The organism is Pseudoalteromonas sp. LC2018020214 (assembly GCF_016598755.1).
GTDB classification, from domain to species: Bacteria; Pseudomonadota; Gammaproteobacteria; order Enterobacterales; family Alteromonadaceae; genus Pseudoalteromonas; species Pseudoalteromonas distincta.
The window spans coordinates 526,713-541,109 of record NZ_CP066804.1 but is presented as its reverse complement, the minus strand read 5'-3'; the positions used below and the strand labels follow the sequence as shown (position 1 = coordinate 541,109).

General features: G+C 34.9%; 13 protein-coding genes. 1 reads left to right on the top strand and 12 read right to left on the bottom strand.

The features are described from left to right. Window positions 1-2: 2 nt before the first annotated feature. From JG479_RS02365 to wecA, 5 genes are read right to left on the bottom strand one after another with little or no spacing between them, the layout of a single operon-like run. Complete coding sequence (locus tag JG479_RS02365; RefSeq protein WP_039485636.1) at window positions 3-653, bottom strand: ABC transporter ATP-binding protein; 651 nt, start codon at window positions 651-653, stop codon at window positions 3-5. Between the two features lie 24 nt (window positions 654-677). Further along, window positions 678-1,463, bottom strand: coding sequence for an ABC transporter permease (locus JG479_RS02360; RefSeq protein ID WP_200219860.1), 786 nt, complete (start codon window positions 1,461-1,463; stop codon window positions 678-680). A 2-nt stretch (window positions 1,464-1,465) separates the two neighbouring features. Continuing rightward, window positions 1,466-3,193 (bottom strand): polysaccharide biosynthesis/export family protein, encoded by a 1,728-nt coding sequence (locus JG479_RS02355; RefSeq protein ID WP_200219859.1) that lies wholly within the window; start codon window positions 3,191-3,193, stop codon window positions 1,466-1,468. Between the two features lie 7 nt (window positions 3,194-3,200). Beyond that, window positions 3,201-3,587 (bottom strand): hypothetical protein, encoded by a 387-nt coding sequence (locus JG479_RS02350; RefSeq protein WP_200219858.1) that lies wholly within the window; start codon window positions 3,585-3,587, stop codon window positions 3,201-3,203. Window positions 3,588-3,640: 53 nt separating this feature from the next. Then, entirely contained in the window at window positions 3,641-4,672 is a 1,032-nt protein-coding gene (gene wecA / locus JG479_RS02345) for a UDP-N-acetylglucosamine--undecaprenyl-phosphate N-acetylglucosaminephosphotransferase (protein ID WP_039485641.1), read from the bottom strand. A gap of 380 nt (window positions 4,673-5,052) precedes the next feature. On the opposite strand from wecA, the gene JG479_RS02340 reads away from it, so the two are divergent. Then, a complete protein-coding gene (locus JG479_RS02340; RefSeq protein ID WP_200219857.1) occupies window positions 5,053-6,423 on the top strand; it encodes an MBL fold metallo-hydrolase RNA specificity domain-containing protein in 1,371 nt (456 codons plus the stop codon). A 118-nt stretch (window positions 6,424-6,541) separates the two neighbouring features. Here the strand turns inward: JG479_RS02340 and JG479_RS02335 are convergent, their stop codons facing one another. The 7 genes from JG479_RS02335 to JG479_RS02305 are packed head-to-tail and all read right to left on the bottom strand — an operon-like array spanning window position 6,542 to window position 14,392. Further along, window positions 6,542-7,846 (bottom strand): phenylacetate--CoA ligase family protein, encoded by a 1,305-nt coding sequence (locus tag JG479_RS02335; RefSeq protein WP_200219856.1) that lies wholly within the window; start codon window positions 7,844-7,846, stop codon window positions 6,542-6,544. A 43-nt stretch (window positions 7,847-7,889) separates the two neighbouring features. Next, window positions 7,890-9,059 (bottom strand): glycosyltransferase, encoded by a 1,170-nt coding sequence (locus tag JG479_RS02330; RefSeq protein WP_200219855.1) that lies wholly within the window; start codon window positions 9,057-9,059, stop codon window positions 7,890-7,892. Window positions 9,060-9,065: 6 nt separating this feature from the next. Beyond that, window positions 9,066-10,010, bottom strand: coding sequence for an EpsG family protein (locus JG479_RS20255; protein ID WP_200219854.1), 945 nt, complete (start codon window positions 10,008-10,010; stop codon window positions 9,066-9,068). A 2-nt stretch (window positions 10,011-10,012) separates the two neighbouring features. Next, on the bottom strand, window positions 10,013-10,876 hold the full coding sequence (locus JG479_RS02320; protein ID WP_200219853.1) for a glycosyltransferase family 2 protein: 864 nt from the start codon (window positions 10,874-10,876) through the stop codon (window positions 10,013-10,015). Between the two features lie 8 nt (window positions 10,877-10,884). Continuing rightward, window positions 10,885-12,009 carry a polysaccharide pyruvyl transferase family protein gene (locus JG479_RS02315; protein ID WP_200219852.1) on the bottom strand — a complete coding sequence of 375 codons (1,125 nt, stop codon included), beginning with the start codon at window positions 12,007-12,009 and terminating at the stop codon, window positions 10,885-10,887. Window positions 12,010-12,013: 4 nt separating this feature from the next. Continuing rightward, window positions 12,014-13,078, bottom strand: coding sequence for a nitroreductase family protein (locus JG479_RS02310; RefSeq protein WP_200219851.1), 1,065 nt, complete (start codon window positions 13,076-13,078; stop codon window positions 12,014-12,016). After that, window positions 13,079-14,392, bottom strand: coding sequence for a flippase (locus JG479_RS02305; protein WP_267908466.1), 1,314 nt, complete (start codon window positions 14,390-14,392; stop codon window positions 13,079-13,081). Window positions 14,393-14,397 lie beyond the last annotated feature (5 nt).

Genomic DNA, 14,397 nt, shown 5'->3' with positions numbered 1-14,397 from the left:
AATTATAATGCCTGGTAATGAGCAATTCCTTGCTCTAAATCGTTGTAAAAAGTGAGTTCACCTTTGTGTAATACAATGGCGCTGTCGCAAAAATGTCTTAACTCATCCATTTCGTGACTAACCATTATAACATTGGCATTTTTACTCTTTTGTGTAAGCGCTCGACGAGTTTTATTTCTAAATTTTGCATCGCCCACTGAGGTAACTTCATCTATAAGATACACATCAAAATCTATACCTATTGAGCACGCAAATGCTAAACGCGGCTTCATACCGCTTGAGTATGTATTTACTGGCAGGTCGAACTTACGGCCTAACTCTGCAAATTTACGAACACGTTGTACATATGTGTCTAAATCAGCCACACCATTAATTGTACCAATAAAACGGGCGTTTTCGGCGCCACTCATTTGTGGGTGAATCCCCGTAGTTAATGCCACCGGCCACGACAAATGAAGATCAGTTATAATTTTACCTTTGTTTGGGTACTCACTGCCAGCCAACATCCTAAATAACGTAGACTTACCCGCACCATTAGAGCCTAAAATAGCAATATTGTGGCCTGATGGAATTTCAAAATTTAAGTTTTTAAAAATATACTGATTCCCCAATGCTGAGGGGTAGTATTTTGTGACGTTTTGTAGTTTTATCAACGCTATATTCCTTGTTGCATTTACTTACCTGCTTATAGCCTGTTTCCACGAGATGTGGTAAATACTTGCTGCAAAAAACAGGGCAACTAAGGCTGAAAAAAACAGATAAAACTCGCTTACAGCCTCTGTGCTGTAAGTGTTATAAGCTGCATGGCGGGTTAGCTCTATTGCGTGTAAAATAGGATTCCAGTCGAGGTATGGCCAATACTCTTTAGGTACATCTTGCATAGAAAAAAACACTGCCGATATAAAAAACATTGGCCGAGATAACACACTTTGTATTTTACTTATCTCAGGTACGTAGCACTGGGCTATTGCAAACATTAGCCCAAGCGATAAGGCAAACATCCAAAGTGTAACTATGTTTAGTAGTATAAATAGTGGATCGTCTAATTTAAAATCCATTTTTAAAAAGTACATAATCAAAAATATTAATACAAAAACCGATAGTTTAATTAATAAACTAAATAAGGCAGATGCTAAAACACTACTTATTGGTTGCACTTGCCTAAAAGCAAATAACGATTTATTTTTTTTAATAGCAGCGGCACAGTTTGTGAGTGTTTCTAAAAACAGCTGTATTAGCAACATGCCATACATCATAAATTCGAATGTTGGGATTGTATGCGTATCACCACCATCCATTCTGCCACGTAAAAAAGACAGCAAAAAAATGAAGCTTAACGGCTGAAATATAGCCCATGCCAGCCCTAACCTATCGTTAAAGCCGGTGCGAATTTCACGAACAAAAAGGGCAAATATAACGTCGCGCCATATTGCCCAATTACTACGTTTAAGTACGGTAGTCATAATTAAGTTGCTACATTTGCCGCAATAGCAATTTGGTAAATTATTTGCGTAATATCTTTAACCGATTGCAAAAACTTAGTGTCAACTTTTGGTAATACTAATATTTGATCCCCTGGTTTTAAGTTGCCGTAGGCGTCTACGTCTATCATGCCGTTAGGGTGTATTACCATTATTTGCTCATAATTAGCGCGTTCGCTATAACCCCCAGCCCATGCTATGTAGTCATCTATTGTTGCATTTGGGTTATACACTAGTGCTTGTGGCATAAGTACTTCGCCGCCTATGTGTATTAGGTCTGTTTTGGCTGGTATGTAAACTACATCACCCTGCTCTAAACGAATATTAGCTACTTGGCCTTGATCTGAAATTACAACCTTGCCAAGCGGAATCGCTTTGCGGGCACGTTCTGTAAATTCTAAAATCATTTTGCCTTCTTCGGCTCTTATTTTGGCTTCTCCGTCGGAAGATGCAGGTGCTGTAAATATGCTGCGTTCTAATCGGTCCAACGCTTGGTCAATCATCTCTTTTTGTTTTTTAGCTACGCTTTTACGCTGAATATAAATTGATTGATAATCGGCAAGATCTTTATCTATTTGTATGTTGGCAAGTAGGTCGTGCAAGCGGGTGTTGTTTTTTACCGCAAAGTACGATGGCCCTAAGTAACTACCCGCAACTTGAATATCGAGCACTTGTGCACGTATATCGTCGTTAAAAATAAGGCGGTCGCCGTCTTTAAGTGTAAAGCTTTTAAACTCATTGTAAGGTAAGTAAACCGAAAATGGGCCTGTTTTACGATCGCCTACAATTCCTACGTGGCTTACTTTAGCAAGTGGCAAAGCAAACTTTGCGAGTTGTTCACCCGTTGCTTGATTCTCTTTAAACTCAAACCTAAACGGTGCTCTTACACTTCCTGATACAACAACTGTTGCCTTTTGGCGCTCAACTAAAATTACGTCGTTATCTTTAAAGTTAAATTTAGGGAGGTAGCCACTTAAAATAAAGTCGTATAGGTCTATATTTTGAATTACTTTGTCGTCACGCAATACTTTTATAGAGCGATAGCTGCCTCGCTCAGAGTCAATTCCGCCGGCACGCTTTAGGTAATACAAAATACTGTCGGAAGCTATACCTGCATATTGCCCTGGGCGAACAATACTGCCACTTATGTAGATACTCACTGGTGTTGCTGTCAGTAAGTTTACGTATATTTGTACACTACTTTTGTACACTTCTTTTATTTTATTACTTACATAGCTGTTTAGCTGGCTTGCTTTAACATCGGCCACGTATACAGGGCCTACATTCGTTATAAATAAATTTCCTTGGTTATCAACAGTAATAACTTCTGACTGATTTATTGCTCCCCATAACCAAATAGAAACTTTGTCGCCGGGGGCTATTGTGTAATCGTCGTTTAAGCCGTCTTGACGCTCGCTTTCGTAGCCGCCTGCAAATAAGTTTGCACCATACGGTGGTGGTAAACCTAACTCTGAAGTAGGCAGCAATTCGGCTGCTGACATTTCGCCTGGTAATAGTGTTCCTGAACGCCCTTGTTTATTGTATGTCCCATTTTGTAATGAAGCATTAGGTAGTTGCGTTTGGGTTGTACCTGCGTTTTCAAGCTGGCTTAAAGATATTTGCTCTGCAGCGATAGCGCTATTACTAAATGAGCTTACTGCAAAACAGGTTAATATTAAAAATACTTTAAATGTGTTGCTTAACATGTTCATAAAAGGCTTAAGCTCCAAAGCTAATTTGGTTGTTTTTATTTTCAATTACCTGAGGCGTAATTACCCATTGTTGATTAGCATTTTTACATGCAGCTCTGCGCTCTTGTTTGGCTAATTGCTCTGATTTTTTTAGGTATACTACTGTGCATAATTCACCGAGTGCTGACGTATATTGCTGGCCTAATATAAACTCAATATTATTATATTGCCCTGTATAGCCTTGTTGCTGAGTTTCTAATACTTCGCTTAGTTGTTGTGGTACTACGCTCGTATCAGCAGACTTTATTGGCCCGTCTATTAAAGCCCGTGTTGCATGAAGAACTGGAGGTGCTGTAGCACAGCCTGTTAAAATAAGAAAAGGGACAAGTGATAGTATAACTTTATTTTTTTTCATTATTTATTTTCTAATCTATTGGTAAGTAACAAAATAAAATTCCTTTGATGCAGCTAAATTTGCGTTAACTTTTTCCATGCATGTCTAGTAAGTGCCGAATAGCACATAAAAAACAATAAAAAAGACACTAGCATTATCCACTCAGCTACAGCATAAACTTCAGCTAGACAACCTAGTGCGGCTAGTATACTTGCACCAGCAGAAATAACAATAAGCGAAAAACGATGGCTGTAACCAGCAGATTCAAACAAATGATGCAAATGCTGTCTGTCAGCCTGAAAAGGGGATGTTCCTGATTTAACTCTACGCATTATTACTGTTGCCATGTCCATTAAAGGCACTGCAATTATGTACAAAGCGGTTACAGGTCTTAATGCTGGCGCATCTAATTCTATTCCTATTACCATGAGCCAAACTAGAGTTAAGCCTATGAGCATATTGCCAGAGTCACCCATAAATATTTTTGTGACTGAACTATGCAGCTTGAGATTAAATATTAAATAACCCAATAAGGCGGCAATAAATAAAAAAGGTAGCAAATACCATGCATTAGTAACTCGACTTAGTAAAAAAGCTAAAGCAGTAAATGCGACTAAGCTGAGTAAACCGACTAACCCGTCCATGCCATCCATCATGTTAATAGCATTTATTCCCGCTATTATTGCAATGATCGTTAATATTACCCCAAACCCTGCTAGTTTTAGTTCAAACCAACCTAAAATATACCCTAAGCTGTGTAAATATATCTCTGTTCCAAATATAACTAACGAGGCTACAAGTACCTGTGCAACAAGGCGAATTTTTACCGAGAGTTGGTAACGGTCATCTAGAGTACCTAAAAAAAGTACCAACGCTGATGCAACTAAATAAATATTTAAGTTTCGGCTGTGCTCTATAAATAACATTGAAGTAATTAGTACAGCTAAATAAATTGCAATTCCGCCAACTAAAGGAATGTTTCCTTTATGTATTTTTCGATCGCAAGGGAAATCAACCAACCCTGTTTTTATAGCTATGGGGTTAATCACTTTTATGGCAACAAGTGAGATAGTGAATGTAATTAAGAGAGGGAACCAAAAGTCCATTATTTATCCATCAATGTAAATAGGGGGAAATACTTAGGCATACTTATCATCCATAACCATGCAAAAACCTTATATTTATATGCAGTTAATTATAACTATGTTCCCAATAAATAAATACCAAAAAAAACTTAGAATAATTTATTGCGCCAAAAAGGGTATCACAAATAATAGCTCAATGCGCGATACACGCTAATCTGATCATTACCAGCACATAAGATAGATAAGCATACTTAAACACAACCTGAACACTATGTAATTCTAGTTATACCTATACTTTACCTTTATCGTAAGATAACAGCGCTGTAACTTACCTTGAATATTTATACTTTAGCTCCTACCTTAAATGCCAATATAATAAATACGTGTCAATGAGGAAAATAATGCAAATACTTCATCACGGAGCGGTTAGTGGGGTTACAGGTTCGTGTCACGAGCTGGTAATTGACGAGCAAACAAGTGTACTTATTGACTGCGGATTATTTCAGGGTGAGGATTCTAAAGCAGATCTTTCAATTGAATTTGATATTACCCATGTAACTGCGCTTATTGTTACCCATTGCCATATTGACCATGTTGGTCGAATTCCTTACTTATTAGCAGCCGGTTTTAAAGGACCTATTTTTACAAGTATTGCATCGGCCAGTTTATTACCTTTGGTAATTGAAGATGCTTTAAAAGTGGGTGTAACTCGCGACCCTAAAATTATAGCTGCCTGCTTAAGCTTATTAAATAAACGCGTAGTTGCTGTTGATTATAAAACGTGGTTTGAACTGCCTTGCAAAGGGCTCAATAAAGCTAAGGCGAGATTACAGCGTGCTGGGCATATATTAGGTTCTGCCTACGTTGAAATTGACGTTATAAATAATGATGATAACAAACATCGCGTTGTGTTTTCAGGAGACTTAGGCGCACCGTATACCCCGCTACTTCCTTCACCTAAAGCGCCTTATAAAGCCGACACCCTCGTTATTGAATCAACCTACGGCGATAAAAACCATCAAGGCCGTAAAGAGCGTACACAAACGCTAAAAAACATTATTGAACGCGCCGTAGTCGACAATGGCGTTGTTTTAGTTCCTGCTTTTAGTATTGGCCGCACACAAGAGCTACTATATGAGCTTGAGCAACTCATACATAGCTCATCTAAAAAGTCTAAGTGGCGAGACATTCACGTAATACTCGACTCCCCCATGGCAGCTAATTTTACTGAGCAATACAAAAGCTTTAAACACTTATGGGATAGCGAAGCTAAACGCAAAGTTGCAAACGGTAGGCACCCGCTCGATTTTAAAAACCTAACCACGGTTGATTCACACAAAGAGCACTTGGCTGTTATTAACTATTTAAGTACGCGGCAAACGCCAGCCATAATATTAGCGGCAAGTGGTATGTGTACTGGTGGGCGGATAGTTAATTATCTTGAGCGATTTTTAAATGACAAAACCACCGATGTATTGTTTGTAGGTTACCAAGGTAATAAAACATTAGGCCGTGAAATTCAAAAGTATGGCCCACGTAATGGATATGTTTTTATAAATGATGCCCGCATTACTATAAACGCCAAAGTACATACAATTAGTGGCTATAGCGCCCACGCCGATCAAAACGGATTAGTTAAGTTTGTAACGGGTATGCATAAAAAGCCAAGTCATATAAAAATTGTGCATGGCGATGATGATGCAAAAAGCGCGTTAGCAGCAAAGTACAAGGAAGTGTTAAGTAGTGAAGTTAAAATTGAGATAGGAAGGTAATATCAGTTAATTAGCACTTAATTCAACAGTGCAATAAGATAAAAATGAGCCTTATCAACAGCCTTTTTATTTTTTGCCAAAACAATCTCCTAATTCCTATAGGGAGATACACCCTACCTTAGTCTAAGTAACTTTCAAAATCCTTCATCTTTTTTCCTTTTACTTGTATTGAGTCAACATAATTAAATTGGAACTCCATATCACCTGAAAAATACTTTTGAAATTCATTTATAAGTAATTTTTGGACAGCGGGATTTGGTGAGCACTCCAAAAAAACATCCAATTTACCAATAGCTCTTTGTTCGCATCTATAAGCTAACTCAATATTAAAATTTACAGCTAAGTTTTTAAATACATAGTATAAAGTTAGCGATGGAAATTTTTTATTACTGATGCCTATAAGATTTTTACCTATTCTACCGGTGACCTCTTTGAGTATTCGATGTTGTCTTCCACAAACACATTTACCATCGCTTAACTCAATGTAATCACCTAAAGCATAGCGTAATGTTGGAAAAGAGCGCGCAACAAGATTAGTTACGACTGCTTGACCATCGATACATTCAACATAACAAGTTTCTTCATTTAGATGCATATTGCCAGCTGGACACTCAAAAGCAATAATACCCGACTCCGCAGAGCCATACTCGCTCACTATTTTACATCCAAATGCCTTTAAGGTTTCTTTATGGAAATAGGGGTAAATTTTTTCCGAAGTACCTTTAACCAACTTTAAATTAGTAATACTTATTTTTTTTTCATTAGCTAGTTTAGCTACTTCGTATATCATAGAGCTGTAGCCTTCAACATACTGAGCTTTTTTACATTTATTCAGAAAAAGATCTAATTCTTTTGACGAGTATGAAAAAAGCCTAAACCTATTAACAAGAAAATCTAAAAGCTTTGTTTTAAGGACTTTGGCTTTGCTAAAATTGAACCCCCAGAAGTAGCCATTCTTATCCCATGGAAAAACACCATACCAGCTTAGTCCCCTTTCAATAGAGGCGCGGTTAAAAGAGTCCCACTCTTCATTTCTATAAAACGTAAGCGCTTGGCCTGTTGAGCCAGACGTTTCACAGTAAAAAACCTTTTTAAAATCAAATTTATTTAACGTATGTAGCTCTTTATTTTTTGAAATTAATGTGCTCTTTTCTAAAATTGGTAACTTTTGAAGTTGCTCTATTCCAAATGGTTTTTTAGTTGGATTTACATTAATAGTGTCAAAAATACTTTTATAATAATCAGAGTACTGGTAACAAAAAGCAGCTAACTCTTCGAGTTTTTTATTCTGTAAATCCTTTAACTCAGATTCGCTTGCAAACTCAGTACTTTTTAAAGAGTTGTATGCAATATTTAAAGTAGGGTTCCGTAATTTACTTCCTAGCAAGTAAATTAATTTGTTTAAAAAGCTTTTTTTATTCATAAGACAACCTGAGCAGTAATTTATTAAATATATAAAGGTATGATTATTTTAGTAGCGTATTTAAAAAATTAGCCCAATAATCTTGACTTGAATACACAGCCATTTTTTTTGCTTCAGTTTGAAGTTCAGTATAAAGGCGTTCATCACTCAATAGCTTGTTCACAACCTCATATAATTCCTTTTGACTACCTGGAGTAAATATTAAACCATTTACATTATGTTTAACAAAAGCTTTAACGCCCCCTGTATTTGAAACTATAACCGGCTTATTGAAGGCCCAACCTTCCATAATTACCCTAGGAAAGCCTTCATAATGATTATTAGAAGGCACGACTACAACATCTGTTTGGTTGTAGTATTCGCTAAGTTCACTATTGGGTAATAACCCTGTAAACGTAACAGTTTCTTGTAGTGAAAGTGAATCAACTAATTGCTTAGCCTCATTTAAATCAACGCCATCACCTATAATCGTCACCTGCACTTTATCTTTTAATTGACGGGCGACTTCGATCAAGTCAAATACGCCTTTGTCTTCGACTATACGACCAAGAAATAGCATTTTAAATAAATTATTAGTTTTTACAGGTTGATGAATATTTTTAGGTTTTTTTGCCATTAAATCAACAAACTGATATGTATTTTTAGGTGAGTATTTTGCGCTAAACCTCTCTAAAACATCACCTGTACATAAATTTACGGTATTTTTATGCGCACATATTTTCTTTAGCTTGATACTTAAATATTTTGAAAAAAGAAAACCAAGAATTTTTTCTGGAAATGAATACTTTGGATCTTTCCAAGTACTAGAAGAATCAGCACACATATGGTGTAAAACTTTTTCGCCTGCTTTTAAAGCTTGAATGCCAAAAAGTAAGCTTCCCATTGATGGTGACCTAATCCAAAAGTATGCGCCACTATGCTCTGCTATCACTTTATCAGCATTTAGTTTGTAGCTTTTAATATAACCTCGTTGAAAAAGCCCCTTAATAGCAAAGTCTTTCGTAGAAGAATAGCTTGGAAATGGATAAAAATGACTTTCATTAACCTCTGTACTATAACTGAGTGGCAATGAATCAACTTCTTTTACCGGTGAGCATACATATACAGACTCAGTGCCTATCGCATCTTGTAAAAACGCGGCAGATGTTTGTTTGGTATAATAATTACCATTATACGAATCGAAGGGTTCTCCTACGAATGCAACTATTTTCATGAAATTTTAAACCTTGAAATTAACGGTAATCAGCTTTATGTAACAAATCACGCAGTAAAGAATAAAGATAGGAAAGAAGTACTTTTTCTTACCTATATTTTGATAGAAGTAATACAAAACAAATGGCTCGAGCATTGTGTAAACTAAAGTAAAACGTCCCGAAATAACTGACGATTTCGAAAAAATCAAGCTAAAGACCACTATAACAAAACCAAAGTAGATATACTCAGAATATTGAGCGTTGCTTTTTCTACATAATAAAAAAAGCAGTAAAAGCATGGATATAAAAAGGTAAATCAGAGATGAGATTGACTTGCCTTCTTGATATTTTGTACCGACATAATAATAGTAACCAGTGGCCATAAGAATATGATTCATTAATATACTTATACCTACTGATGCAACAATAAAAATCCCTAGCCAAAATAGGTTATTTTTCAAAAATATCTTTCTTTTGTCATTCAATAAATACCTAACCGAATTAGATAAAAAATAAACAACAATTATCGCATTGTGAAATAAAATGGTAAAAAGTGAAATCAACCAGAAATGTTTTTTCTTATAAAAAAAAGAAAAAACGACTAAAAATAGTGATATAGCCAAACCGAATCTGATTTGTGTACCCAAAAAACCTTGAGATATGAAAATGAGGTTTGGGAAGGCAAACAAAAATATTGCGTTATTTCTATATAAAAACGCAATTAATATAAGCTCTAGAACTAAAATAAAGATCCAAAAGCTCAAAAATTCAGATTTAAATACTTTAAAAGGATAGGCTATAAACTCGAAACCTAATTCAAATTGCCACCAATCGTTTTTATAATTTGCTAGATAATTTGGATAATCAACATTCAATGCTTTGTCGAAATTCATAAATAAAAATAAAACGATCAATAAAACTAATTTTAGAGAAAATAAGTAAAAGTCTCTTTTTTTTATATGCCAGCTCATTGTTATTTAATTACTCTAAATGTTTTAAGTAATTGTTTCGCAAATTTTAAACATATCGCTTTAATAAACTTAGTCAAAATTTTGTGTTTTAAGGAAAAGACTAACGCTCTTTTATAATGCTTATGGGATATCATTGAACGTAAAATAACTAAATAATAAAAACCTGTTGTGGCCTCATTACTTAATAAATTCTTATACATATTTAGCCATTCCAATGAAAAATTATAATCATTTAATTTAGGAATTTGTATAAACTCATATGCAACGCTTTCTAGCAGAACGAACTTTGCACCACACCCCTCTAGTGATAAACAAAATTGATAATCTTGATGCCTTTTTAAGTTATGAAATGGTGCTATTTTTGCTAAAGTTTTAGGAAGTAATATGCCACTAGTTTGGATTATTTGTTGTGCTTTAAATAAGTATTCACCAACAGTTTCACCTTCTTGAATTTTACGTGTAGGGCGGATTATTTCTCGAGATCCATCAATAATCTTACATGTAGAATAAATAACAATATCTTTCCCTAGATCAACTGACTTTTGTTCGTATAACTCTAACTGCTTTTCTAATTTGGTTGGGTACCAAATATCGTCATAATCCAAAAACGCAACAAATTGCCCTTCAGCATTTATTACACCTACATTTCTCGATAGCCCGCCATGTAGGTTATATTCATTGCGTATAATTTTTAGTCGAGGGTCAGTAATAGATTTGAGTTCACATTTAGCTTCAAGTGGAGAGCAATCATCAACAACTATGACCTGAATGTTATTAATTGTCTGCTTAAGCGCACTCTGCACTGCTTTTATTAATAACCCAGGAATAGTTGAGTAAAAAGGTATTACTACTGTCACTTGAAGCATCGGTAATCCTAAGTATTAATCACTTTAAAAACCTGATCCCACATGGTTTCAGATAATATTTTTAATTTTTTTGACGATGCGTTAATTCTTGATAAGCAATCAGTTCTATAAGTTTCATCTTCAATAATTTTTGAAGTTAAGGTATTAACACTCTCTGTATCTACTTCAACTAATAACTCTCTTACACCATACTCTTGTAAAAGCATTTCATATTTATGACTCCACCCCATAGCTATTACAGGTACACCTGTAGATAAAGCACTCACAATACCGTGAAACCTCGAGCCAATTAAAATTGAGGCTTGGCTTATAATACTTTTTATTTCTAGTGCATCTTGCGGATCTATTATTTCAACGGGCGTTTTTAGCAATTTATTTACACTCTGAGCTAGTTCTAAATCACGCGCACCTTCATGAATAAGTAAGTAAGGCTTATTATTCAATAACTCTAGATTTTCAATCGCTGCAGCTAAGGTCTTTGTGTATTTCTCACCAGCACTACCACGTTTGATCATTTGGAAGTTTGGAATAACACAAGCTCTACCTTTTAGGTGTTCATACTTAGGTACTTCTACTGGTTTTACTAGATTTGTAAAATCCGGGAACTGGGTTAGATTCTCAAAGTTACCTAACTCTTTTACGTATTTAAATGAAACATCATCGCGAGCCATCAAAACATCAACTTTTTCAAATATTTTCTTTGATACTTGTGCTACAGATTTATTTTCAAATGAGCCAAATGCTTGAGGTAATAAAATCACTTTTACGTTCTTACTCTTAAAGTAATCTATTTCTTTACCCAAACGATCGTTGATAAGCTTGGCGCCCCATTTATCACCATATGCAAAGCCAGATGCATCGATAACCAAATCAATCTCATCTTTATTTACTATGCCATACTTTTCACGAATAATTTTAGGGAATAAAGAAAATGGCCATCCAAAGTTGTAACCTTTACCAAAAAAACGAGACTTTTGGAAAAGGTTATATTTTGTTCGGGTTTTATAATCACCTAGAGGCTCTACTACAAAGTTGGCGTCAATACCGCGGCTTTTAAATTGTTCTACTAATGCAAGTAACATCAACTCTGCACCACGGTTTGGTAAACCGATACCTTTAACTTCAACCATCATATGCTTATAAATCCTTAATTAATAAATCATTCGTTTTCTTTTGAGAGAAAGCTATTCCCCCCTCAAGCTCTGGATAACCCACAGCCATTAACATTACAACACGCTCTTGATAAGCAAGGTCTAACTTTTTGCTAATGAGCTTTTCTCGTTCTTCTACATCAGGCCAATTAATTGGACAAGTACTTAGGCCTAGCGTTTCGAAAGCTAACATTAGTTGCATTGCAGCTAATGATGCATCTATATATATTACGTGCCTATCCCGCTCGGCTGGATAAGCACTCAAATCACCAACAACAGCGATTAAACAAGGTATGTTTTTCGCAAAACCAGCTGTTCCCATTGCATACTCAGCAACATGGGTTGCTTCATTCGAATCTCTGATCACTAAAAACCTGTAAGGCTGCCTATTACATGCAGAAGGAGCTAAAGTAGCGGCATCGACAGCTTGGTTAATTAGCGCAACGGGAACACTTTGCTCATCAAACCAACGAACTGACCTTCTTCGTTTAAATAAACTTAATAATTCATTATATGAAGTACTTAATTCTGGTCGCTCATTTTGCTTGTATGGAATAAACTTGTTATCTTTAGTTTGTGAAGATAATTTGAACGCTGAAAATTTATCTTTCGCTAATGATATCTTTTTAGTTTCTTTTACTGAAGAAAAGTAAAGAGTTAGAACATCGTTTGCCCATTTTAGCTCATTTTCTCCTGCACATTTACTAATACTGCAGTCTAACAAGCAGTTTACAGTCTCTTCTATGTAAGCTTCTGCAAAAGTTGGCTTACGAGGCTGCATAATTAAACCTTTTTCTAATCTGTGTGTATTTCTTCTTAGCAAAGCTACTGAGCCTTGTTGTTTTTTGAGAGAAGATTTATACGCAGCTCTGCCAATTAAAACAGCTCTGTGTTCACGGTCAAATTCCCTACTAAAAACTAAATAGTATAACGACGCTAAAAAACCACTTTTAGAAAAAAAGTTTATAAGTTTAAAATCAAAGTTTATTTTGAAGTTATATATAAAAATAACCAGACTATCTGGCAATAATTTCTTTATTAAAGAACGCATTTATTTCCCACTAATTATGTACCAATAACGCTTTCCTAACGTAAATGGTAAAAGTATTGATTGCAGCATAATCATAGCTATAACTCTTGTAGACTTACTTATGAAGAAAGCTAAAAAGGACGCTGTTAAATATGAGAAAACGGTTGCAATTGCAGCCCCTTCTCCTTGGTATATCGGTATTAAGAAATAGTTTGCAATTATATTGATTACAGCTCCAATACCATGAGAAAGCAGTGAAAACTTCAATAAACCTTCTGCAATTAGCCACTTACTTGCCAGTGCTCTCATAAATACAAATAAAGACGCCCATATATGCAATTGTAAAATAAAGCCTGATTTTTGGTAAGCTTCACCAAATAATATATCGATAAAAAAGTCACCAAATATAGTGACAAATATGGCTAAAAATAATGCTGAAATAAATAATGCATCACATATACTCTGTAATTTTTTTAGATAATTAGCGTTATCACTTTTTAATTTTAAAAGCGTTGGAAATAATGTAATAACTAAAGCATTAGCAAAAAAATACCAGACCTCAGATAATCTTGACGCTACTGCATATGTTCCAACTGATTCAGGCCCAATCATATAATTAAGCATTAACTGATCAATTTTTAGATATATTATTGAGGCTATCCCTGACAATATTAACCAACCAGATTGCTTTAATAATTTTTTAGCGTAAATAAAGTCAACAAATTTAAAATTAAAAATAGATGATTTAGCTGAATTTAAGTAAATATAAATAAATCCAAAAGCTGTAAATATAATTTCTAATGCGTATATAGCAGCTACATATAAAATATCTTGATAAATAACAGCCACAATGATCTTTAAAAAAGCACTAAAAATAGTAATTAAAAATTTCATTTTTGTTACATTTTTAGCAAGTACTTTAGCCTGAAACCAAAAGTCCAAAACTTGGACTGATGTAAAGATATTACCTATAGCTAAAATAGATAAAGTTAAAGCTTGACGTTTATCTGGAAAGAAATCTGAAACTAATATCAAAGTAATGAAAAATAGGCTTACGAATAAAGCAGCACTCAATCGTAAAAACAAAGTTGTAGATATAATTTTATTTAACCAAGTTGGCTCGTTAACAATCTCACGTGTAACTATTGCATTTAAACCAAGCGCTGATATTGGAGCTGAAATAGCTACTATTGCTAATATATAACTAAATGTACCATAGTCTTCTGGACCAAAGGACCTTGCTAGAAAGATCGTCACAAGTAAATTAGCGACCATTAAAACTATCTTGTCTGCAATAAGCCAAGAGGTATTTGATATAATTTTGTTTAGATTCAACTTTT

Bases quoted from the DNA above. Each gene is read 5' to 3' on its own strand.
- JG479_RS02360 (WP_200219860.1), bottom strand. From the start codon at position 1,463: ATGACTACCGTACTTAAACGTAGTAATTGGGCAATATGGCGCGACGTT.
- JG479_RS02355 (WP_200219859.1), bottom strand. From the start codon at position 3,193: ATGAACATGTTAAGCAACACATTTAAAGTATTTTTAATATTAACCTGT.
- JG479_RS02350 (WP_200219858.1), bottom strand. From the start codon at position 3,587: ATGAAAAAAAATAAAGTTATACTATCACTTGTCCCTTTTCTTATTTTA.
- wecA (WP_039485641.1), bottom strand. From the start codon at position 4,672: ATGGACTTTTGGTTCCCTCTCTTAATTACATTCACTATCTCACTTGTT.
- JG479_RS02340 (WP_200219857.1), top strand. From the start codon at position 5,053: ATGCAAATACTTCATCACGGAGCGGTTAGTGGGGTTACAGGTTCGTGT.
- JG479_RS02335 (WP_200219856.1), bottom strand. From the start codon at position 7,846: ATGAATAAAAAAAGCTTTTTAAACAAATTAATTTACTTGCTAGGAAGT.
- JG479_RS02330 (WP_200219855.1), bottom strand. From the start codon at position 9,059: ATGAAAATAGTTGCATTCGTAGGAGAACCCTTCGATTCGTATAATGGT.
- JG479_RS20255 (WP_200219854.1), bottom strand. From the start codon at position 10,010: ATGAGCTGGCATATAAAAAAAAGAGACTTTTACTTATTTTCTCTAAAA.
- JG479_RS02320 (WP_200219853.1), bottom strand. From the start codon at position 10,876: ATGCTTCAAGTGACAGTAGTAATACCTTTTTACTCAACTATTCCTGGG.
- JG479_RS02315 (WP_200219852.1), bottom strand. From the start codon at position 12,009: ATGATGGTTGAAGTTAAAGGTATCGGTTTACCAAACCGTGGTGCAGAG.
- JG479_RS02310 (WP_200219851.1), bottom strand. From the start codon at position 13,078: ATGCGTTCTTTAATAAAGAAATTATTGCCAGATAGTCTGGTTATTTTT.